The organism is Arenimonas composti TR7-09 = DSM 18010, assembly GCF_000426365.1.
Taxonomy (GTDB): domain Bacteria; phylum Pseudomonadota; class Gammaproteobacteria; order Xanthomonadales; family Xanthomonadaceae; genus Arenimonas; species Arenimonas composti.
The window spans coordinates 400,774-419,407 of the sequence record NZ_AUFF01000003.1 but is presented as its reverse complement, the minus strand read 5'-3'; the positions used below and the strand labels follow the sequence as shown (position 1 = coordinate 419,407).

The window sequence follows — 18,634 nt, the reverse complement described above, 5'->3', positions numbered from 1 at the left end:
GCTTCTGCCGGCCCGCGACCGGGGTTCCACCATTCCTAGACCGAAACCAGGGGAGAGACCGCATGAGCGGCGCCACCGCCACCAATCAGGGTCCGATCCCTGAATTCAAGCAGCTGCTCGGACATCCGAAGCCGCTGTGGATGCTGTTCATGACGGAGTTCTGGGAGCGCTTCGCCTTCTACGGCATGCGCTGGGCCCTGACCCTGTACATCGTCGCCCAGTTCCACGGCGGCGACTCCGCCGGCGAGAAGCCGGCGAGCGAGCTCTACGGCGCCTACCTGGCGCTGGTCTACGCGGCGGCGATCTTCGGTGGCTACGTCGCCGACAAGCTGATCGGCTACCAGCGCGCGATCCTGCTCGGCGCGGTGATCATGGCCGCCGGCCTGTTCCTGGTCGCGGTGCCGGCCTTCGACATGCTGAAGCTGGGCCTGGCGACGATCATCGTCGGCAACGGCCTGTTCAAGCCGATCATCTCGACCCTCGTCGGCAAGGTGTACGCGCAGGGCGACGAGCGCCGCGATTCCGGCTTCACGATCTTCTACATGGGCATCAACCTCGGCGCGATGATCGCGCCGATCCTGACCGGCTGGCTGGCCGAGCGCATGTTCGGCGGCTCGCCGGACATGCCGGCCTACAAGATCGTGTTCATCGCCTCGGCGATCGGCATGGTGATCAGCCTGGTGTGGTTCTGGTTCGGCCGTCACCAGCTGCGCGGCATCGGCCTGCCGCCGGCCGGCTACGAGGGCATGGGCCGGCTGTTCGCGGTCGCCGTCGGTGCCGTCGTCGCGGTGCCGGTGTTCTACTTCCTGCTGACCATCGACGCGGAGATGCTGCAGTACATCCTGATGGCGCTGTTCATCGTGCCGGCGCTGCTGCTGCTGGTCGAAGGCGTGCGCGAGGGCAGCGTGGCCCGCGACATGGTGATCGCGATGCTGATCATCTTCGTGTTCAACGTGCTGTTCTGGATGTTCTTCGAGCAGGCCGGCGCCAGCTTCAACTTCCTGGCGCAGAACATCGTCGACCGTCAGTTCGGCGACTGGACCTTCCCGGTCGGCTGGTTCCAGTCGGTGAATTCGGTGGCGATCATCACGCTGGCGCCGGTGCTGGCCTGGCTGTGGGTGCGCATGGGCCGCAACAACCCGTCGATCCCGCGCAAGTTCGGCCTCGGCCTGGTGTTCAACGGCCTGGCCTTCCTGCTGCTGGTGTTCGCGCTGTCGAAGCTGGTCGACGACGCCGGCAAGATCCCGTTCTGGACCCTGTTCATGGTCTACGTGATCCAGTCGGTCGGCGAGCTCTGCCTGTCGCCGATCGGCCTGTCGATGACCACCAAGCTTGCGCCGGGTCGCCTGACCGGCCTGGCGATGGGCTGCTGGTTCCTGTCGATCGCGATCGGCAACAACCTGGCCGGCATCTTCGCCGGCAAGGTCAGCGGCGAGACCGGCATGACCGTCGCCTCGGCGCAGTCCGGCTACGAGTTCGGCTTCTGGGCCCTGGTCGGCTCCGGCGTGCTGCTGTTCCTGGTCGCACCGCTGATCCAGAAGCTGATGCACGGCGTGAAGTAACCACGCCCCCGCCACCCCTGTAGGAGCGCCTTCAGGCGCGATCACTGCAGGAGCGCCTTCAGGCGCGATTGCTTCCACCGCGGCCCGGGTCCCCCGGGCCGCGTCGTATCCGGAGCCCCGCCATGCACACCGCCACCCTCCCGCGACCGACCCCCGCCTGGCGCTGGGCCGCGCTGGTCCTCGCCAGCCTGGCGATGTTCGGCAACTACTACGCCTACGACGCGCTGAACCCGGTGGTCGACCTGCTGCGCGAGCAACAGGGCCTGGACTACCGCGAGGTCGGCATGCTGTCGACCGCCTACAACATCGCCGCGCTGCTGGTGCTGCTCACCGGCGGCTGGGTCATCGACCGCTTCGGCGCCCGCCGCGCGATCGTGGCCTTCGCCGCGGTCTGCGTGCTGGCGGCGGCGGTCACCGCGGCGGCGCCGAATTTCCCTACGTTGCTGTCCGGGCGCTTCCTGCTCGGTCTCGGCGCCGAGCCGCTGATCGTCGCGGTCACCGTCGTGCTCGCGCGCTGGTTCAAGGGCAAGGAGCTGAGCTTCGCCTTCGGCCTGAACCTGTCGATCTCGCGCCTGGGTTCGGCGGCGACCGACTGGTCGCCTTCGTTCGCGGCGCCGCTGTATTCGAACTGGCACGACCCGCTGTGGCTGGCCACCGGCGTGATGTCGGCCGGCCTCGGCGCCGCGGTGCTGTACTTCGCGCTCGAGCGCCGCGCCGAGGGGCGTTTCGACCTCGGCGCCGCCGGCGAGACCGACCGCCTCGACCTGCGTGGGCTGTATCGCTTCAGCCCCTCGTACTGGTACATCGTCGCGCTGTGCGTGGTGTTCTATTCGACGGTGTTCCCGTTCCGTTCGTTCGCGATCGACTACTTCCAGCAGGCGCACGGCCTGTCGCGCGAGGCCGCCGGCATGCTCAGCAGCCTGCTGCCGGTGGCAGCGATCGTCGCGACGCCGCTGTTCGGGCTGTGGGTCGACCGGGTCGGCCGGCGCTCGCTGTTCATGGCGATCGGTTCGCTGGCGATGCTGCCGCTGTTCCTGGTCGTGACCTACCTGCCGCCGGGGCCGGCGGTGCCGCTGCCCTTCAGTGAGGTCGAACTGCCGCTGACCCTGTTCCTGGCGGTCCTGGTGTTCGGTGGCGTGTTCTCGCTGATCCCGGCGGTGATGTGGCCGGCGGTCGCCTACATCGTCGAGGAGCGCCGGCTCGGCTCGGCCTATGCGCTGATGACCTTCTGCCAGCAGATCGGCTGGGCGATCGTGCCGCTGGCGGTGGGCACGCTGAACGAGCACTTCCTCGCCGGGCCGGAGAACCCGGCCGGCTATGCGCCGGGCATGTGGTTCTACACCGCGCTGTCGGCACTGGGCCTGGTGTTCGCGTGGAAGCTCTGGCAGGCCGAACGCGGGCCCGGTGGGCATGGCCTGGAATATCCGGGCGGGGCGCGGCCGCCGGCCTGATCAGTCGTCGGGGCGGGTCTCGAGTTCCAGGGTTTCCAGGCGGGTGAGCAGGCGGTCCAGCGCCGCGCGCTCGTCGTCGGCCAGGCCCTCGAGCAGGCGCTGCTGGTAGGCGAGGGCCAGCGGCGCGACCTCGGCGTGGATCGCCACGCCGGCGTCGCTCAGGCGCAGGCAGGAGCGGCGGCGGTCGTCGCCGTGGGTGTCGCGCTGCAGACGGCCGGCCGCCTGCAGCGAGGCGATCGCCCGGCTGACCGCGACCTTGTCCATCGCCGTGCGTTCGGCGACCTCGCGCGCCGAGATGTGCGGATGCCGCGCCAGCACCGCGATCACCCGCCACTCGGTGATGCCGAGGTTCCAGCGCTGCGCATACAGGCGGGCGATGTCCTGGCTGATGCGGTTGGACAGCACCGACAGCCGGTAGGGCAGGAAATGTTCCAGTTCCAGCGGCTCGGAATCGGCCATGCGGCGGCGTGCCTTGCAAATGGTTTCAAGTGAAACTATAACGGCGGCGAGCGTGTGACAAGCGCGCGGCCGCCCGGCGCAAGCCATCACCCCGGACCAGGAGGACGCATGAGCGCCCAGCCCCAGACTTCCCCCAATCTCGGCATGAAGCCGACCACCTTCGAGAACCCGATGGGTATCGACGGTTTCGAGTTCGTCGAGTTCGCCGCCCCGGCCGGTACGGTCGACCTGCACGACCTGTTCCGCCGCCTCGGCTTCACCGCGGTGCTGAAGCACCGCAGCCGCGCGATCACCGTCTACCGCCAGGGCGGGGTCAACTTCCTCGTCAACGAAGAGCCGGATTGCTTCGCCGCCGACTTCGCCGCCAGGCACGGTCCCTGCGCCTGCGGCTTCGCGATCCGCTTCACCGAGCCGGTCGGCAAGGTGTTCGAGGCGGTGAAGGGCAACGGCGGCGAGGCGGTCAGCCACAAGGCCGACACCGCCGCGATCCAGGTGCCGGTGGTGAAGGGCATCGGCGACTGCATGCTCTACCTGGTGCCGTCCGGCCAGAACGCCTATGCCACCGAGTACGTGGCGATCGAGGGCGCGGCGCAGAACCCGGCCGGGTTCGGCCTGACCTTCATCGACCACCTCACGCACAACCTCTACTTCGGCAACATGCAGAAGTGGAGCGACTACTACGAGCGCCTGTTCAACTTCCGCGAGATCCGCTACTTCGACATCAAGGGCGCCAAGACCGGCCTGGTGTCGAAGGCGATGACCGCGCCGGACGGCATCGTGCGCATCCCGCTGAACGAGTCGAACGATCCGAAGTCGCAGATCAACGAATACCTCGACGCCTACAAGGGCGAGGGCATCCAGCACATCGCCTGCTTCACCGACGACATCTACGCGACGGTGGAGGCGATGCGCGCGCAGGGCGTCGAGTTCCTCGACACCCCGGACACCTATTTCGAGGTCGTCGACCAGCGCATCCCGAACCACGGCGAGGACGTGCCGCGGCTGGCGAAGAACAAGATCCTGATCGACGCCGACCCCGACACGAAGACCCGCCTGCTGCTGCAGATCTTCACCCAGAACTGCATCGGCCCGATCTTCTTCGAGATCATCCAGCGCAAGGGCAACGAGGGCTTCGGCGAGGGCAACTTCCAGGCGCTCTTCGAATCCATCGAACGCGACCAGATGCGCCGCGGCGTTCTTTGAACGCAGAAATGTTGGTTGAGAAAGAAGAAATGAAGAGGTCGTCGGCCGGATTCGGCGCAGGCCACACCCCTTCATTTCTGGACTTTCGTTTCTGATTTTTCGATTCGGGGGCACGATGTCGCTGACGTATCAGTCGGGGTTCGGGAACGAGTTCGCGAGCGAGGCGCTGGCAGGCGCGTTGCCGGTCGGGCGGAACTCGCCGCAGAAGGCGCCCTACGGGCTCTATGCCGAGCAGATCAGCGGCACCGCGTTCACCGCGCCGCGCGGCGCGAACCGGCGCAGCTGGCTGTACCGGATCCGCCCGGCGGCGCTGCACGGCGGGTTCGCGCCGCTGGCGCTGCCGCGTTTCCACAACGACTTCGGCGCCGGCCCGGTGACCCCCGAGCAGCTGCGCTGGGATCCGCTGCCGCTGCCGGAGGCGCCGACCGACTGGCTCGAAGGCCTCTTCACGATGGCCGGCAACGGCGGCCCGGAGCAGGGCAGCGGCGTCGGCATCCATCTGTATGCCGCCAACCGCGACATGGCCGGCCGCTACTTCTACGACGCCGACGGCGAGCTGCTGATCGTGCCGCAGCAGGGCCGCCTGCGCATCGCCACCGAAATGGGCGTGCTCGAGCTCGAGCCGCAGGAGATCGCGGTGATTCCGCGCGGCATCCGCTTCAGCGTCGCGCTGCCCGACGGCGCCGCGCGCGGTTACGTCTGCGAGAACTTCGGTGCGCTGCTGAAGCTGCCGGACCTCGGCCCGATCGGCAGCAACGGCCTCGCCAATCCGCGTGATTTCCTGGCGCCGCTGGCGGCGTACGAGGACCGCGAGGGCGATTTCCAGCTGGTGTCGAAGTTCCAGGGCCACCTGTGGTCGGCGCCGATCGGCCATTCGCCGCTCGACGTCGTCGGCTGGCACGGCAACTACACGCCGTACAAGTACGACCTGCGCCGCTTCAACACGATCGGCTCGATCAGCTACGACCACCCGGACCCGTCGATCTTCCTGGTGCTGCATTCGCCGAGCGACACGCCCGGGACCAGCAACATGGATTTCGTGATCTTTCCGCCGCGCATCCTGGCGATGCAGGACACCTTCCGGCCGCCGTGGTTCCACCGCAACATCGCCAGCGAGTTCATGGGCCTGGTGCACGGCGAATACGATGCGAAGGCCGAGGGCTTCGTGCCCGGCGGGGCCTCGCTGCACAACAGCTTCACCGGGCACGGGCCGGACGCCGGCACCTTCGAGAAGGCCTCGAACGCCGACCTGTCGCGGCCGACGGTGATCCGCGAGACCATGGCCTTCATGTTCGAGACGCGGCACGTGCTGCGCCCCGTGCGCCAGGCCATCGACGCCGCGCACCGGCAGACCGGCTACCGCGACTGCTGGCAGGGCCTCGCCCGTCACTTCAGCCCGGAGAAACGCTGATGGGCCCGCGCACCTGGGCCGCCGCGGCGGTGCTGCTGCTCGCCGCTGCCTGCAGCGGCGGCACGGACGCGCCGGAAACCGCGCCGGCGCCTGCCGCGGATGCGGATCCGGCGACGACCGGGGCATCGGCGCCGGCGCCGGCCACCGAGGCCAGGCTCGCCAACGATCCCGATGTCGTGCATTTCCAGGGCTTCGGCAGCGCCGCCTTCGGCGCCGGCGAGGCCGAGGTGCGCAGCGCTTTCGGTGCCCCGATGGCCGGGCGCGGCGAATACGATTCCGAAGACTGCTACTACCTGCAGCCCGACGGCGGCGGCCAGCCGGGTTTCATGATGCTCGAAGGCGGATTCGCCCGTTACGACGTCTGGGACACCAGCCTCGCCGCCCCCGGCGACCTGGTCGTCGGTGACCACGCCGACGACGTGCTCGCCCGTTTCCCGGGCCGCGTCGAGCAGCAGCCGCACAAGTACGAGGAGGGCGGCCGCTATCTGGTCGTCACGCCGGAGGACGGCAGCCGCGCGCGGCTGGTGTTCGAGGTCGGCAGCGACGGCATCATCTCCGGCTGGCGCATCGGCCTGCCGCCCGCCGTGCACTATGTCGAAGGCTGCAGTTGAACCCCTGCCGCGCACCGCGCGCGGCGCACGAACAGGAATGCTGACCCGATGAAGCTCGGATCGTTGAAGGAAGGCGGCCGCGACGGCACGCTGATCGTCGTCTCCAGGGACCTGAGCCGCGGCGTGCGCGCGACCGGCATCGCGCCGACGCTGCAGCGGGCGCTCGAGGACTGGAGCAATACCGCGCCGCGCCTGGCCGCCGTCTACGAGGGCCTGAATGCCAGCCCGGCCGAGACGATCAACGGCGAGCCGGTGTTCGCGCTCGAGCCGGCAGCGCTGGCGGCGCCGCTGCCGCGCGCCTACGAGTTCGTCGACGGCAGCGCCTACCTGCCGCACGTCGCCCGGGTGCGCAAGGCGCGCGGCGCCGAGGTGCCGGAGAGCTTCTACACCGACCCGCTGATGTACCAGGCGGTCAGCGCCGGTTTCCACGGCCCGCGCGATCCCGTGCCGGTGGCCGACGAGGCCTACGGCATCGACCTCGAGGCCGAGGTCGTGATCGTCACCGACGACGTGCCGCAGGGCGTGTCGGCGGCCGACGCCGCGGCCCACATCCAGCTGGTCGGCCTGGTCAACGACGTCTCGCTGCGCAACCTGATCCCGGCCGAGCTCGCGAAAGGCTTCGGTTTCCTGCAGTCCAAGCCGCGCTCGGCGCTCAGCCCGGTGTTCGTGACCCCGGACGAGCTCGGCGAGGCCTGGCGCGACAGCAAGGTCCACCTGCCGCTGGTGACCCACATCAACGGCGAGTGGTTCGGCGCCCCGGAGGCCGGCATCGACATGCAGTTCGACTTCGCCCAGCTGGTCGCGCATGCGGCGAAGACGCGGCCGCTGTCGGCCGGCACCATCGTCGGCTCCGGCACGGTGGCGAACGAGGACACGGCGCTCGGCGCCTCCTGCTTCGCCGAGCGGCGCACCGTCGAGACGCTGCGCGACGGCAAGCCGTCGACCCCGTTCATGCACTTCGGCGACGTGGTGCGCATCGAGATGTTCGACCGCGAGGGCGCCAGCATCTTCGGCGCCATCGAGCAGAAGATCGCCCGCGCCTGATCCGCGCCGCGGCGGCGACCGGGTCTGCACCGGTCGCGGCCGCGGGCGTATGCTGGCGCGCAGGCGGGGCAGGGCATTGGAGGGCGTTCCGATGAACCACGGCACGATCCGGCTGTACTCGTACTGGCGGTCCAGCGCCGCCTACCGGGTGCGCATCGCCCTGAACCTGAAGGGCCTGGCCTACGAGATCACCCCGGTGCACCTGCTGCGCGACGGCGGCGAGCAGCACAAGCAGGCCTTCGTCGACCTCAATCCGCAGCAGCTGGTGCCGGTGCTGCTGCACGGCAACCGCGTGCTGAGGCAGTCGATGGCGATCATCGAATACCTCGACGAGACCTTCCCGGCGCCGCCGCTGATGCCGGCGACCGCGCGCGACCGCCAGCGCGTGCGCCTGGTCGCGCAGATGATCGCCTGCGACATCCACCCGGTCGCCAACCTGCGCGTGCTGCAGTACCTGGAGCGCAACCTCGGCGTCGACCAGGCCGGCCGCGAGGAATGGATCCGGCACTGGATCCGCAGCGGCCTCGACGCGATCGAGGAGACGCTGGCCGACAACCCCTCCACCGGCACCTTCTGCGACGGCGAGCAGCCGACGATGGCCGACTGCTGCCTGGTGCCGCAGGTCTTCAACGCCGAACGCTTCGGCGTCGACATGGCCCCCTACGCGACGATCCGCCGCATCGTGCAGGCCTGCAACGTGCTGCCCGAGTTCATCGCGGCGCGGCCGGAGCGGCAGCCGGATGCGCAAGCGCAGTAACGAGTGGAGAGTAACGAGTAACGAGCAATGCAAAGCCCGCACCATGTGCGGGCTTTGCATTGCTCGTTACTCGTTACTCTCCACTCGTTACTCCCGGGCCGAAGCCGGAGGGCATGAGAAGGAGCGAGTGGTTCAGAAGGAAGCGGAGTCGGCCGACGCCCCGCCGTACATGTCGGCATAGGGGTCGTGCTCGCCGGTCGAACCTTCGGACAGGCGGATCTTCAGGGCCAGGCCGTCGCGGGAGTCGGCCTTGCGCAGGGCTTCCTCGAGCTCGATCTTGCCTTCCTTGTACATGCGGTACAGGGCCTGGTCGAAGGTCTGCATGCCTTCCTGCAGCGACTTGTCCATCGCTTCCTTGATCTCGTGCACCTCGCCGCGGCGGATCAGGTCGCGGATCATCGGGGTGTTGATCAGGATCTCGGTCGCCGGCAGGCGCTTGCCGTCCTTGCCGATCACCAGGCGCTGGGAAATGATCGCCTTCAGGTTCAGCGACAGGTTCATCAGCACGTTCTTGTGGGCCGATTCCGGGAAGAAGTTCAGGATGCGGTCGAGCGTCTGGTCGGCGTTGTTCGAGTGCAGCGTCGCCATGCACAGGTGACCGGTCTCGGCGAACGCGATCGCCGATTCCATCGTCGTCGCGTCGAGGATCTCGCCGATCAGGATGACGTCCGGCGCCTCGCGCATCGCGTTCTTCAGCGCGTTGTGGAAGGCGTGGGTGTCGAGGCCGACCTCGCGCTGGTTGACGATCGATTTCTTGTGCTTGTGCAGGAACTCGATCGGATCCTCGATCGTGAGGATGTGGCCGGTGTTGTTGGCGTTGCGGTGGTCGATCATCGCGGCGAGCGTGGTCGACTTGCCCGAGCCGGTGGAGCCGACGACGAGCACGAGCCCGCGCTGCTCCATCACGATGTCCTTGAGCACCGGCGGCAGCCGCAGCTGGTCGATGCTCGGGATCTCCGACTTGATCGCGCGGATCACCATGCCGACTTCGCCGCGCTGCTTGAACACGTTGACGCGGAAGCGGCCGGTGTCCTTGACCGCGATCGCCATGTTGTATTCGAGGTCGCGCTCGAACGCGGGGACCTGGCCCTCGTCCATCAGCGAGTAGGCGATCTTCTTGACCATGCCGGCCGGCAGGCCGGTGTTGCCGAGCGGGTAGAGCTTGCCTTCGACCTTGATGTAGACGGGTGCGCCGGTGGTCAGGAACATGTCCGACGCGTTCTTTTCCGTCATCAGCTTCAGGAAATAGCCGATGTCCATGCTGGTGTCCCCTGTGGCGGCCCGACGGACGCGGCCGGAGGGCTACAATGGGCCGCTTCCCGACACCGTCCTGCGAGTCCGCCTTATGACATTTTCCCGGCTGAAAATCCATCTAGCGCTCGTACTGATGCTGGCCTGCGCGCCGGCCTGGGCGGCCGATCCGCCGCGTGCGGAAATCGCCGAGGCCGAGCGCGCGATCGCCGCCGCCGAGCGCGAACAGCCGCGCGGCCAGGCCGGCCGCTACCTCGACGACGCCCGTCGCCAGCTCGCCGAGGCCAATGCCCTCGTCGAGCGCCGCAAGCATCGCGATGCGCTGCCGGTCGCGCAGTCGGCCGCGGCCACCGCCGAGCTCGCCGCCGCGCAGGCGCGGCTCGACAACGCCCGCGAGACCGTCGACAGCCGCACCGCCCGCAATGCCGACCTGCGGCGGCGCCTGCTGGTGCAGGGGAACTGAGCATGCGCATGTCGCTGGAGCTTTCGTTCGCCGTCCTGCTCGCGGTCGCCGCCGCCGCTGCACCGGCGGCGCGTCCCGATCCGCACGCGGAAGAGGTCGCCCGCCTGAGCGGCGAGATCGCCGCGCTCGACGCCGATCCCGCGCTCGCCGAGCTCGGTGCGGTCGCGCGCCTGAAGGCCCGGCAGGCGATCGCCGATGCCGCCGCCGCGCGCCGGCGCGACCGCGCGCACGCGCTCTACCTCGCCGGCCTGCGCGTCGCCACCGCGCGCGCCGCCGCCGAGGCGGACCTGCTCGCCGAACAGGCGCGCCAGCTCGACGACGAGCGCGACCAGATCATGGTCGAGGCCAGTCGCCTCGAAGCCGAACGTGCCCGCCGCGAGGCCGAGCGCCTGCGCCTTCGCGCGCTGGCCCGCGAGGAGGCCGCCGAGCGCGAGATGCGCCAGCGCGAGGAAGCGCAGACTCTGGCCCTGCAGAGCGCCGCCGCCGAGGCCGAACAGGCCCGCCGCCTCGCCGAGGCCCGGGCCGCCGAAGCCGCGCTCGCCCGCCGCGAGGCCGAACTGGCCGCGGCGCTGGCCGCCGATGCCGGTAATGCCAGCCCGCCGCCGGTGCGTCGCGAGGGCGGCCGCGAGATCTACACGCTCGCCGGCGACGCCTTCCCGAGCGGCAGTTCGCAGCTGACCGCGGTCGGCCAGGCCAGCCTGCGCGCGCTGGCGGCGCAGCTTGCAGGCGGGAGTGGCCGGATCAGCATCGAGGGCCACACCGACAGCCAGGGCGCCGACGACGCCAACCTGCGGCTGTCGAAGCTGCGCGCGGAAGCGGTGCGGCGGGTGCTCGAGGACGCCGGCGTCGACGCCTCCCGGCTCAGCGCAAGCGGCCACGGCGAGGCCCGTCCGGTCGCCGACAACGGCAGCGCCGCCGGCCGTGCCCGCAACCGCCGGGTCGAGATCATCCTCGACTGATTTGCTTGCGAATCAGTGACTTGCTTACGGGGTTGCCACCCCGGGGGCAGGGGAGTAGGTTCGGGTTGCCGGCATCATGAGCCGGTTACCGAGCCAGGCCGATGAAAGCAGACCTCGTCCCCGCCGACTGCGCCGATACCCGAAAGGAAGCGGGCGCGTCGACGAGGGACGCCGCCCGCGAAAGCGACCTGACCTTTGTCTCAATCCGCTGCGCCCCGGCCCCCATCGGCCGGGGCGTTCGCGTTTCTGGAGGAGGTCATTCCCATGTTTGAAGGGCAACCGCAGCACGAAGTCGACGCACTGATGAAGAACGACCCGGAGTTCCGCCAGCTCTACCACCGCCATCGCGAGCTCGACAAGCAGGTGCTGGATGCGGAACTCGGCGTGCTGCCGCTGGACGACACGACGCTGGCGAAGATGAAGCGGGAGAAGCTCAACGCCAAGGATCGCCTGACCCGCATGTTCGACCGCCGCAAGCACTGATTTTTCCGCGGCGGCGGCGGCCCACCTCGTCGGGTCGCCGCCGCCTGCGCTTCGGGACCGGTGGTGCGAGGGTAGAATCGGCCGTTTCCGGCCTCCGGCAAGAACCCATGGTCCATCAGAACGTCCTGCAGCTGATCGGCAACACGCCGATCGTCAAGGCGCAACACCTCGACACCGGTGTCTGCGAGCTCTACCTGAAGCTCGAGTGCATGAATCCCGGCGGTTCCATCAAGGACCGCATCGGCCTGAAGATGATCGAGGCCGCCGAGGCCCGCGGCGACATCCGGCCCGGCGCCACCCTGGTCGAGGGCACCGCCGGCAACACCGGCATCGGCCTGGCCCTGGTCGCGCAGCAGAAGGGCTACAGGCTGCTGCTGGTGGTCCCGGACAAGATGAGCCGGGAGAAGATCTTCAACCTGCGGGCGATGGGCGCCGAGGTCGTGCTGACCCGCTCCGACGTCGCGAAAGGCCACCCGCAGTACTACCAGGACATGGCCGAGCGCATCGCCGCCGAGACGCCGGGCGCCTACTTCATCAACCAGTTCGGCAACCCGGACAACCCGGCCGCGCACGAGCAGGGCACCGGTCCGGAGGTCTGGGAACAGATGGGCGGCGACATGGACGCCATCGTGTTCGGCTGCGGCAGCAGCGGCACGATGACCGGCATCTCGCGCTTCTTCGCGAAGACCGCGCCGCACGTCGAGCTGGTGCTGGCCGACCCGGTCGGCTCGATCCTGGCGCAGTACATCAACGAGGGCGTGCTCAGCACCAAGTCCGGCAGCTGGCTGGTCGAGGGCATCGGCGAGGACTTCCTGCCGGGCATCTCCGACTTCAGCCGGGTGAAGAAGGCCTATGCGATCTCCGACCGCGAGAGCTTCCACGCCGGCCGCGAGCTGCTGATGAAGGAAGGCGTGCTCGGGGGCAGCTCGACCGGCACGCTGCTGGCGGCGGCGCTGAAGTACTGCCGCGAGCAGACCACGCCGAAGAAGGTCGTGGTGTTCGTGCCGGACACCGGCAACAAGTACCTGTCGAAGATGTACAACGACTACTGGATGCTCGACCAGGGTTTCCTGGAGCGTCCGCACCACGGGGACCTGCGCGACCTGATCCTGCGTCCCTACGCGCAGCGCGACACCGTCGTCGTCGCCCCGAACGACACTCTGCACGTCGCCTACCAGCGCATGAAGATGTACGACGTCTCGCAGCTGCCGGTGATGGAGGGCGAGGAGATCGTCGGCATCGTCGACGAGTCCGACGTGCTGATGCACGTGTTCGGCGACGAGAACAAGTTCCGCGACAGCGTCGCCACCGCGATGGTGCGCAAGCTCGACAAGCTCGAGGTGACCGCGCCGATGGCGGCGCTGATCCCGGTGTTCGACCGCGGCCACGTCGCGATCGTCATGGACGGCGGCAGGTTCCTCGGCCTGATCACCCGCATCGACCTGCTCAACTACCTGCGCCGCCGCGCGCAGTGACCCCCCGGACGGAATCCCGATGAAAGACCACAGCAAGCACGGCCTCGGTACCCGCGCGATCCACGCCGGCCAGCAGCCCGACCCGAGCACCGGCGCGGTGATGACGCCGATCTACGCGACCTCGACCTATGCCCAGTCCAGCCCGGGCGTGCACCAGGGCTTCGAGTACTCGCGCAGCCACAACCCGACCCGTTTCGCCTACGAGGCCTGCGTCGCCGCGCTCGAGGGCGGCCGCCGCGGTTACGCCTTCGCGTCCGGGCTGGCGGCGACCGCGACCGTGCTCGACGTGCTCGATACCGGCGGCCACGTCGTCTGCATGGACGACGTCTACGGCGGCACCTACCGCCTGTTCGAGCGCGTGCGCCGGCGCAGCGCCGGCCTCGACTTCAGCTTCGTCGATCTCGACGACATGGCGGCGCTGGAAGCCGCGGTGAAGCCGGAAACGAAGCTGATCTGGTGCGAGACCCCGACCAATCCGATGCTGAAGCTGGTCGACATCGCCCGCGTCGCCGACTTCGCGCGCGCGCGCGGCATCCGCCTGGTGGTCGACAACACCTTCAGCTCGCCGATGCTGCAGCGGCCGCTGGAACTCGGCGCGCACCTGGTCATGCATTCGGCGACCAAGTACCTCAACGGCCACAGCGACATCGTCGGCGGCATGCTGGTCGTCGGCGACGACGCCGAGCTCGAGGAGAAGCTGACCTTCCTGCAGAACGCCGTCGGCGGCGTGCAGGGCCCGTTCGACAGCTTCCTCGCGCTGCGCGGCCTGAAGACCCTGCACCTGCGCATGAAGGCCCACTGCGACAACGCGATGCAGCTGGCGGGCTGGCTGGAAGCGCACCCGGCGATCGAGCGGGTGATCTACCCGGGTCTGGAATCGCATCCGCAGCACGAACTCGCGAAGAAGCAGATGCACGGCTTCGGCGGCATGATCAGCATCGTGCTGAAGGGCGGCCTGGACGCGGCCCGCCGCTTCATGGAGCGCACCGAGCTGTTCGCCTGCGCCGAGTCCCTCGGCGGCGTCGAGAGCCTGGTCAACCACCCGGCGATCATGACCCACGCCTCGGTGCCGCCGGAGCGGCGCGCCGCGCTGGGCATCAGCGACGCGCTGGTGCGCCTGAGCGTCGGCGTCGAGGACCTCGCCGACCTGCGTGCCGAACTCGAGCGGGCGCTGGCCGACTGAGCCCACCGGCGCGGCCGGCGCTGCCGCCGCGCTAGACTCGGGGACATTCCAAGACGGCGCGAGCCTCGATGCGCGAACTCCAGCCCAGTTCCGCCACTCCGTCCCTGCAGCCGATCGCGCTGCGGTCGATGTTCTGGCGGCCGGACTACCTGGTCGCCTCCGACTGGCTCGAGCACCTGCCGGTGGCCTTCTGGCTGGTCGAGGCCCTGCAGCCGCGGGTGCTCGTCGAGGTCGCGGTGCCGGGCAGCCCCTCGTACTTCGCGTTCTGCCAGGCGGTCGAGCGGCTGGCGCTCGACACCCGCTGCTTCACGGTGCTGCCGCCGGCGGCGGGCGAGGGCGCGCCGGCTGCGGATCCGGCCGCGATCGACGCCTTCCACGACCACAACGACGCGCGCTACGCCGGCTTCTCGCGCCTGCTCGACGGCGACTTCGACGAGGCGCTGGCGCGTTTCGGCGACGGCACCGTCGACCTGCTGCACCTGGACCTGCGCGCCGGCTACGGCGCCCTGGTCGAACTGATGGCGGCGTGGCGGCCGAAGCTGTCGTCGGCGGCGGTGCTGGTGCTGCACCGTACCCACGACCGCGGCCGCCGCAGCGGCGCCCATCGCCTGCTCGCCGACCTGGGCGGCGAGCACCCGGTGTTCGAGTTCAGCGCCGGCGAAGGCCTGGCGGTCGTCGGCCTCGGTGCCGACCACGGACCGATGCTCGAGCGGCTGTTCGCGGCCGCCGACGACGACATCGCCCGGCGCTCGGTGCACGAGGTGTTCTCGCGCCTCGGCCGCGCCTGCGTCGACGGCTTCCATGCGCGCAGCAGCCAGCAGCGCGCGCGCACGCTGATGCGCGATCTCGAGGACCGCCAGCGCCGCCTCGACGAGGCCTCGACCGCGCTCGAACGTCATCTCGCCGAACTGCGCGCGCGCGAGGACGAACTGGCGCAGGCACGCATGGGCCTGCAGCTGCAGGGCGAGCGCCAGGCGATCGAACGCGCCGGCCAGGAGGCCCGCCTGCAACTGCTGCAGGAAGCCCGTGACGAGCTGCGCCAGCAGCTGCAGCAGGCGCAGGCCCGGGTCGATGGCCTCACCGGCGAGCGCGCCGAAGCCCTGCGCGACGCCGCCGCCGAAACCGCCGACCTGCGCGCTCGCCTCGATGCCGCCATTGCGCGTATCGCCGAACTGGAGGCCGAGCGCGAGACCCTGCAGGCGCGCGCCCGGGAAACCGTCGCGGACCCCGCCGTCGCCGCCGAGCGCGACAGCCTGCGCGAAGCGCTGACCGCGCTGCGCGCCGAGCGCGACGCCGCCCGCGCCGAGAGCGACGCGCTGTCGGCCGACCGCGACGACATGCAGGCCGCGCTCGCCGCCGCCCAGGCCGAACGCGACCGTGCCCGCGACGCCCTCGCGACCGCCGGCGACGACCTCGCGGCGCGCGAGCGCGCCCTCGCCGAGGCGCAGGCGAGCCTCGCCGCCCGCGATGCGGCGCTGGCCGACAGCCGCAACCAGACCGCCCGCCTCGCCGAACTGATCGGCGAGCGGGATGCCGAACTCGTCGGCCTTCGCGGCGAAGCCGCGCAGCGGCAGCGGCAGGAAGGCGACCGCGCCGCCCAGCTGGCGACCCTGCGCGCCGCCACCGACACCTTGCAGGCGCAGTACGACGACCTCGCGCAGGAACTCGCGCAGCTGCGCAACGAACGGGTCGACGTCGACGCGGAGCTGGCCCGCGTCCGCGAGGCGCTCGCCGCGGCCGCGTCCGAACTCGACCATCTGCGCGGCGAACAGGCCGCTTCCGAGACCGAACTCGCGCGCCTGCGCAGCGAACGCGCCGGATTCGCGGACGAACTCGAGCGTCTGCGCGGCGAGCGCGCCCGCCTCGACGCCGAGCTGGCGCGCCTGCGCGACGGCGACGCCGACCGCGACGGCGAACTGGCGGCGGTCCGCGCCGAACTGTCGACCCATGTCGCGATCGCCGAGAACCGCCAGCGCGAACTCGGCGAGTGGCAGCAGCGCGCCGACGCCTTCGCCGCCGAACTGGAAGCGACCCGCGAGGCGCATGCCGCCGAGATCGCGCGCCTGCGCAGCGACGGCCAGACGATGATCCAGCGCCTCGCCGGCTCGGTGAAGGCGCTGCGCGAGGAACAGGCGGCGCACGCCGGCGATCTCGCCGCCCGCGACCGCACGATCGCCGAGCTGCAGGCGCAGCTGGCGGCGCAGACGGCCGAACAGGACCGCCGCGCCGCCGAGACGGCGACGCTGACGCGGATGCTGATGGACACCGAACACCGCGCCCGCCAGGCCCAGGCCGGCAGCCAGGCGGCCGACGCCGCCCGCCGCCACGCCGAGGCCGAGGCGGCCGCGCAGCGGGAACAGCTGCAGCAGCGCGAGGCCCACGTCGCGGCGCTGGAAGACGAACTCGCGCGCCTGCGCGGCGAGCTGCTCGCCCTGCGTTCCGGCGGCGCCCCCGGGCCATCTTCCGGCGGCGGCTGGCTGACCGCGCCGCTGCGGGCGATGGTGCGGCCGTTCCGCCCCGGCGAAACGCCACTGGCGTCCGGGTTCGTCGAGGCGGCCTCGCCGGCAACGCAGGCGCCGGTCGCTGCGTCGGCCGAGGTGGGCCCGGCGCCGGCACTCGCCGACGACCTCGCCGAACTGCGCGCCTGCGAACTCTTCGATCCCGACTGGTACCTCACCGCCTATCCCGACGTCGCCGCCGCCGGCGTCGATCCGGCCGAGCACTACCTGCGCCAGGGCGCCGCCGCGGGTCGCGATCCCGGTCCGGGCTTCGCGACCTCGGCCTATCTGCAGGCCAATCCGGAAGCGGCGCGCTCCGGCATGAATCCGCTGCTGCACTGGGCGCGCATCGGCCGGCACGAGGGCCGCGCACCGCGCTGAGCGGCATCGGCCGAAGGTACGACGTGGTCGCCGCGGCCGATTCGCTAAACTCCGGCCTCCCCGAGAGGAGCGAAACATGGCGACGAACGCAGCCCCCGCACGCGGGAAAAACAAACTCTTTCCGGACGCCGACGCGGCCCTGCGCGACCTCGTCCGCGACGGCCAGACGCTGGCGGTCGGCGGCTTCGGCCTATGCGGCATCCCGGAGGCGCTGATCGCGGCGCTGCGCGATTCCGGGGTGAAGAACCTGACCGCGATCTCGAACAACGCCGGCATCGACGGCTTCGGCCTCGGCCAGCTGCTGACGACCCGGCAGATCCGCAAGATGATTTCGTCCTACGTCGGCGAGAACAAGGAATTCGAACGCCAGTTCCTCGGCGGCGAGCTCGAGCTGGAGTTCAACCCGCAGGGCACGCTGGCCGAACGCCTGCGCGCCGGCGGCGCCGGCATCCCGGCCTTCTTCACCCGCACCGGCTACGGCACCGTCGTCGCCGAGGGCAAGGAGACGCGCCAGTTCGACGGCCACTGGTACGTGCTGGAGACGGCGCTGAAGGCCGACGTCTCGCTGGTGAAGGCATGGAAGGCCGACAGGGCCGGCAACCTGGTGTTCCGCAAGACCGCGCGCAACTTCAATCCGGCCTGCGCGATGGCCGGCGCCGTCTGCGTCGCCGAGGTCGAGCAGCTCGTCGAGGTCGGCGGGATCGATCCCGACCAGGTGCACCTGCCCGGCATCTACGTCGACCGCATCGTCGTCAACCCGAACCCCGAAAAGCGCATCGAGCAGCGCACCGTGCGAGGAGCGAAGTAATGGCCTGGTCCCGCGATGAAATGGCCGCCCGCGCCGCCCGTGAACTCACCGACGGCGCCTACGTGAACCTCGGCATCGGCCTGCCGACCCTGGTCGCGAACCATATTCCCGAGGGCATCGACGTCTGGCTGCAGAGCGAGAACGGCCTGCTCGGCATCGGCCCGTTCCCGACCGAAGACGAGGTCGACGCCGACCTGATCAATGCCGGCAAGCAGACGGTGACGGCCCGCGCCGGCGCCAGCTACTTCGGCAGCCACGACAGCTTCGCGATGATCCGCGGCGGCCACATCGACCTGGCGATCCTCGGCGCGATGGAAGTCACCGACCAGGGCGACCTCGCGAACTGGATGGTGCCCGGCAAGATGGTCAAGGGCATGGGCGGCGCGATGGACCTGGTCGCCGGCGTCAAGCGCGTCGTCGTGCTGATGGAGCACACGACCAAGACCGGCGAGCCGAAGATCCTGCCGAAGTGCACGCTGCCGCTGACTGGCGTCGGCGTGGTGAACCGGATCATCACCGAGCTCGGCGTGCTCGACGTGAGCGCGGACGGCCTGGTGCTGGTCGAGACCGCGCCGGGCGTGAGCCCGGACGAGCTGCGCGCGAAGACCGGCTGCCCGGTCGCCGGCTAGACTTCC

Annotated in this window: 17 protein-coding genes; 15 read left to right on the top strand and 2 right to left on the bottom strand. The window is 70.1% G+C overall.

Annotated features, from left to right (window positions below):
- Window positions 1–62 precede the first annotated feature (62 nt).
- Window positions 63–1,562: a peptide MFS transporter gene (locus tag K311_RS0108715; protein ID WP_026816989.1), complete on the top strand. Its 1,500-nt coding sequence runs from the start codon at window positions 63–65 to the stop codon at window positions 1,560–1,562.
- Window positions 1,563–1,684: 122 nt separating this feature from the next.
- The gene (locus tag K311_RS0108710; RefSeq protein WP_026816988.1) at window positions 1,685–3,013 is read left to right on the top strand and encodes an MFS transporter; all 1,329 of its coding nucleotides are present in this window, start codon (window positions 1,685–1,687) and stop codon (window positions 3,011–3,013) included.
- Here the strand turns inward: K311_RS0108710 and K311_RS0108705 are convergent, their stop codons facing one another.
- Window positions 3,014–3,472 carry a MarR family winged helix-turn-helix transcriptional regulator gene (locus K311_RS0108705; protein ID WP_026816987.1) on the bottom strand — a complete coding sequence of 153 codons (459 nt, stop codon included), beginning with the start codon at window positions 3,470–3,472 and terminating at the stop codon, window positions 3,014–3,016.
- Window positions 3,473–3,580: 108 nt separating this feature from the next.
- Between K311_RS0108705 and hppD the strand changes: the two genes are divergently transcribed.
- From hppD to maiA, 5 genes are all read left to right on the top strand, one after another.
- Window positions 3,581–4,675: a 4-hydroxyphenylpyruvate dioxygenase gene (gene hppD, locus K311_RS0108700; protein ID WP_026816986.1), complete on the top strand. Its 1,095-nt coding sequence runs from the start codon at window positions 3,581–3,583 to the stop codon at window positions 4,673–4,675.
- A gap of 115 nt (window positions 4,676–4,790) precedes the next feature.
- Complete coding sequence (gene hmgA, locus K311_RS0108695) at window positions 4,791–6,086, top strand: homogentisate 1,2-dioxygenase (protein ID WP_026816985.1); 1,296 nt, start codon at window positions 4,791–4,793, stop codon at window positions 6,084–6,086.
- Entirely contained in the window at window positions 6,086–6,697 is a 612-nt protein-coding gene (locus K311_RS16160; RefSeq protein ID WP_051239791.1) for a hypothetical protein, read from the top strand. The genes hmgA and K311_RS16160 overlap by 1 nt, the downstream gene beginning before the upstream one ends.
- A 48-nt stretch (window positions 6,698–6,745) precedes the next feature.
- Entirely contained in the window at window positions 6,746–7,741 is a 996-nt protein-coding gene (locus K311_RS0108685) for a fumarylacetoacetate hydrolase family protein (RefSeq protein ID WP_026816984.1), read from the top strand.
- A 91-nt stretch (window positions 7,742–7,832) separates the two neighbouring features.
- Window positions 7,833–8,498, top strand: a complete 666-nt coding sequence (gene maiA / locus K311_RS0108680; protein WP_043797430.1) for a maleylacetoacetate isomerase — start codon at window positions 7,833–7,835, stop codon at window positions 8,496–8,498.
- Window positions 8,499–8,630: 132 nt separating this feature from the next.
- Here maiA and K311_RS0108675 read toward each other — a convergent pair whose 3' ends face one another.
- Window positions 8,631–9,758, bottom strand: a complete 1,128-nt coding sequence (locus K311_RS0108675; protein WP_026816982.1) for a PilT/PilU family type 4a pilus ATPase — start codon at window positions 9,756–9,758, stop codon at window positions 8,631–8,633.
- A gap of 85 nt (window positions 9,759–9,843) precedes the next feature.
- Between K311_RS0108675 and K311_RS16155 the strand changes: the two genes are divergently transcribed.
- The 8 genes from K311_RS16155 (at window position 9,844) to K311_RS0108630 (ending at window position 18,628) form a co-directional block, all read left to right on the top strand.
- Entirely contained in the window at window positions 9,844–10,212 is a 369-nt protein-coding gene (locus K311_RS16155; RefSeq protein ID WP_161627307.1) for a hypothetical protein, read from the top strand.
- Between the two features lie 8 nt (window positions 10,213–10,220).
- Window positions 10,221–11,171, top strand: a complete 951-nt coding sequence (locus K311_RS16150) for an OmpA family protein (RefSeq protein ID WP_211223641.1) — start codon at window positions 10,221–10,223, stop codon at window positions 11,169–11,171.
- Window positions 11,172–11,435: 264 nt separating this feature from the next.
- On the top strand, window positions 11,436–11,654 hold the full coding sequence (locus K311_RS0108655) for an HP1242/YdcH family protein (RefSeq protein WP_026816981.1): 219 nt from the start codon (window positions 11,436–11,438) through the stop codon (window positions 11,652–11,654).
- Window positions 11,655–11,761: 107 nt separating this feature from the next.
- Window positions 11,762–13,129, top strand: a complete 1,368-nt coding sequence (locus K311_RS0108650) for a pyridoxal-phosphate dependent enzyme (protein WP_026816980.1) — start codon at window positions 11,762–11,764, stop codon at window positions 13,127–13,129.
- A gap of 19 nt (window positions 13,130–13,148) precedes the next feature.
- Entirely contained in the window at window positions 13,149–14,312 is a 1,164-nt protein-coding gene (locus K311_RS0108645; protein WP_026816979.1) for a cystathionine gamma-synthase, read from the top strand.
- Window positions 14,313–14,380: 68 nt separating this feature from the next.
- The gene (locus K311_RS17685) at window positions 14,381–17,191 is read left to right on the top strand and encodes a class I SAM-dependent methyltransferase (protein WP_051239787.1); all 2,811 of its coding nucleotides are present in this window, start codon (window positions 14,381–14,383) and stop codon (window positions 17,189–17,191) included.
- A gap of 76 nt (window positions 17,192–17,267) precedes the next feature.
- Window positions 17,268–17,999 (top strand): CoA transferase subunit A, encoded by a 732-nt coding sequence (locus K311_RS0108635; RefSeq protein ID WP_026816978.1) that lies wholly within the window; start codon window positions 17,268–17,270, stop codon window positions 17,997–17,999.
- Window positions 17,999–18,628, top strand: coding sequence for a CoA transferase subunit B (locus K311_RS0108630; protein ID WP_026816977.1), 630 nt, complete (start codon window positions 17,999–18,001; stop codon window positions 18,626–18,628). The genes K311_RS0108635 and K311_RS0108630 overlap by 1 nt, the downstream gene beginning before the upstream one ends.
- Window positions 18,629–18,634: the final 6 nt, after the last annotated feature.

Coding starts and splice junctions, on each gene's coding strand:
- K311_RS0108685 (WP_026816984.1), top strand. CDS start 6,746: ATGAAGCTCGGATCGTTGAAGGAAGGCGGCCGCGACGGCACGCTGATC.
- K311_RS0108710 (WP_026816988.1), top strand. CDS start 1,685: ATGCACACCGCCACCCTCCCGCGACCGACCCCCGCCTGGCGCTGGGCC.
- hppD (WP_026816986.1), top strand. CDS start 3,581: ATGAGCGCCCAGCCCCAGACTTCCCCCAATCTCGGCATGAAGCCGACC.
- K311_RS0108715 (WP_026816989.1), top strand. CDS start 63: ATGAGCGGCGCCACCGCCACCAATCAGGGTCCGATCCCTGAATTCAAG.
- K311_RS0108705 (WP_026816987.1), bottom strand. CDS start 3,472: ATGGCCGATTCCGAGCCGCTGGAACTGGAACATTTCCTGCCCTACCGG.
- K311_RS0108675 (WP_026816982.1), bottom strand. CDS start 9,758: ATGGACATCGGCTATTTCCTGAAGCTGATGACGGAAAAGAACGCGTCG.
- K311_RS16155 (WP_161627307.1), top strand. CDS start 9,844: ATGACATTTTCCCGGCTGAAAATCCATCTAGCGCTCGTACTGATGCTG.
- hmgA (WP_026816985.1), top strand. CDS start 4,791: ATGTCGCTGACGTATCAGTCGGGGTTCGGGAACGAGTTCGCGAGCGAG.
- K311_RS0108635 (WP_026816978.1), top strand. CDS start 17,268: ATGGCGACGAACGCAGCCCCCGCACGCGGGAAAAACAAACTCTTTCCG.
- maiA (WP_043797430.1), top strand. CDS start 7,833: ATGAACCACGGCACGATCCGGCTGTACTCGTACTGGCGGTCCAGCGCC.
- K311_RS0108655 (WP_026816981.1), top strand. CDS start 11,436: ATGTTTGAAGGGCAACCGCAGCACGAAGTCGACGCACTGATGAAGAAC.
- K311_RS0108645 (WP_026816979.1), top strand. CDS start 13,149: ATGAAAGACCACAGCAAGCACGGCCTCGGTACCCGCGCGATCCACGCC.
- K311_RS17685 (WP_051239787.1), top strand. CDS start 14,381: ATGCGCGAACTCCAGCCCAGTTCCGCCACTCCGTCCCTGCAGCCGATC.
- K311_RS16160 (WP_051239791.1), top strand. CDS start 6,086: ATGGGCCCGCGCACCTGGGCCGCCGCGGCGGTGCTGCTGCTCGCCGCT.
- K311_RS0108630 (WP_026816977.1), top strand. CDS start 17,999: ATGGCCTGGTCCCGCGATGAAATGGCCGCCCGCGCCGCCCGTGAACTC.
- K311_RS0108650 (WP_026816980.1), top strand. CDS start 11,762: ATGGTCCATCAGAACGTCCTGCAGCTGATCGGCAACACGCCGATCGTC.
- K311_RS16150 (WP_211223641.1), top strand. CDS start 10,221: ATGTCGCTGGAGCTTTCGTTCGCCGTCCTGCTCGCGGTCGCCGCCGCC.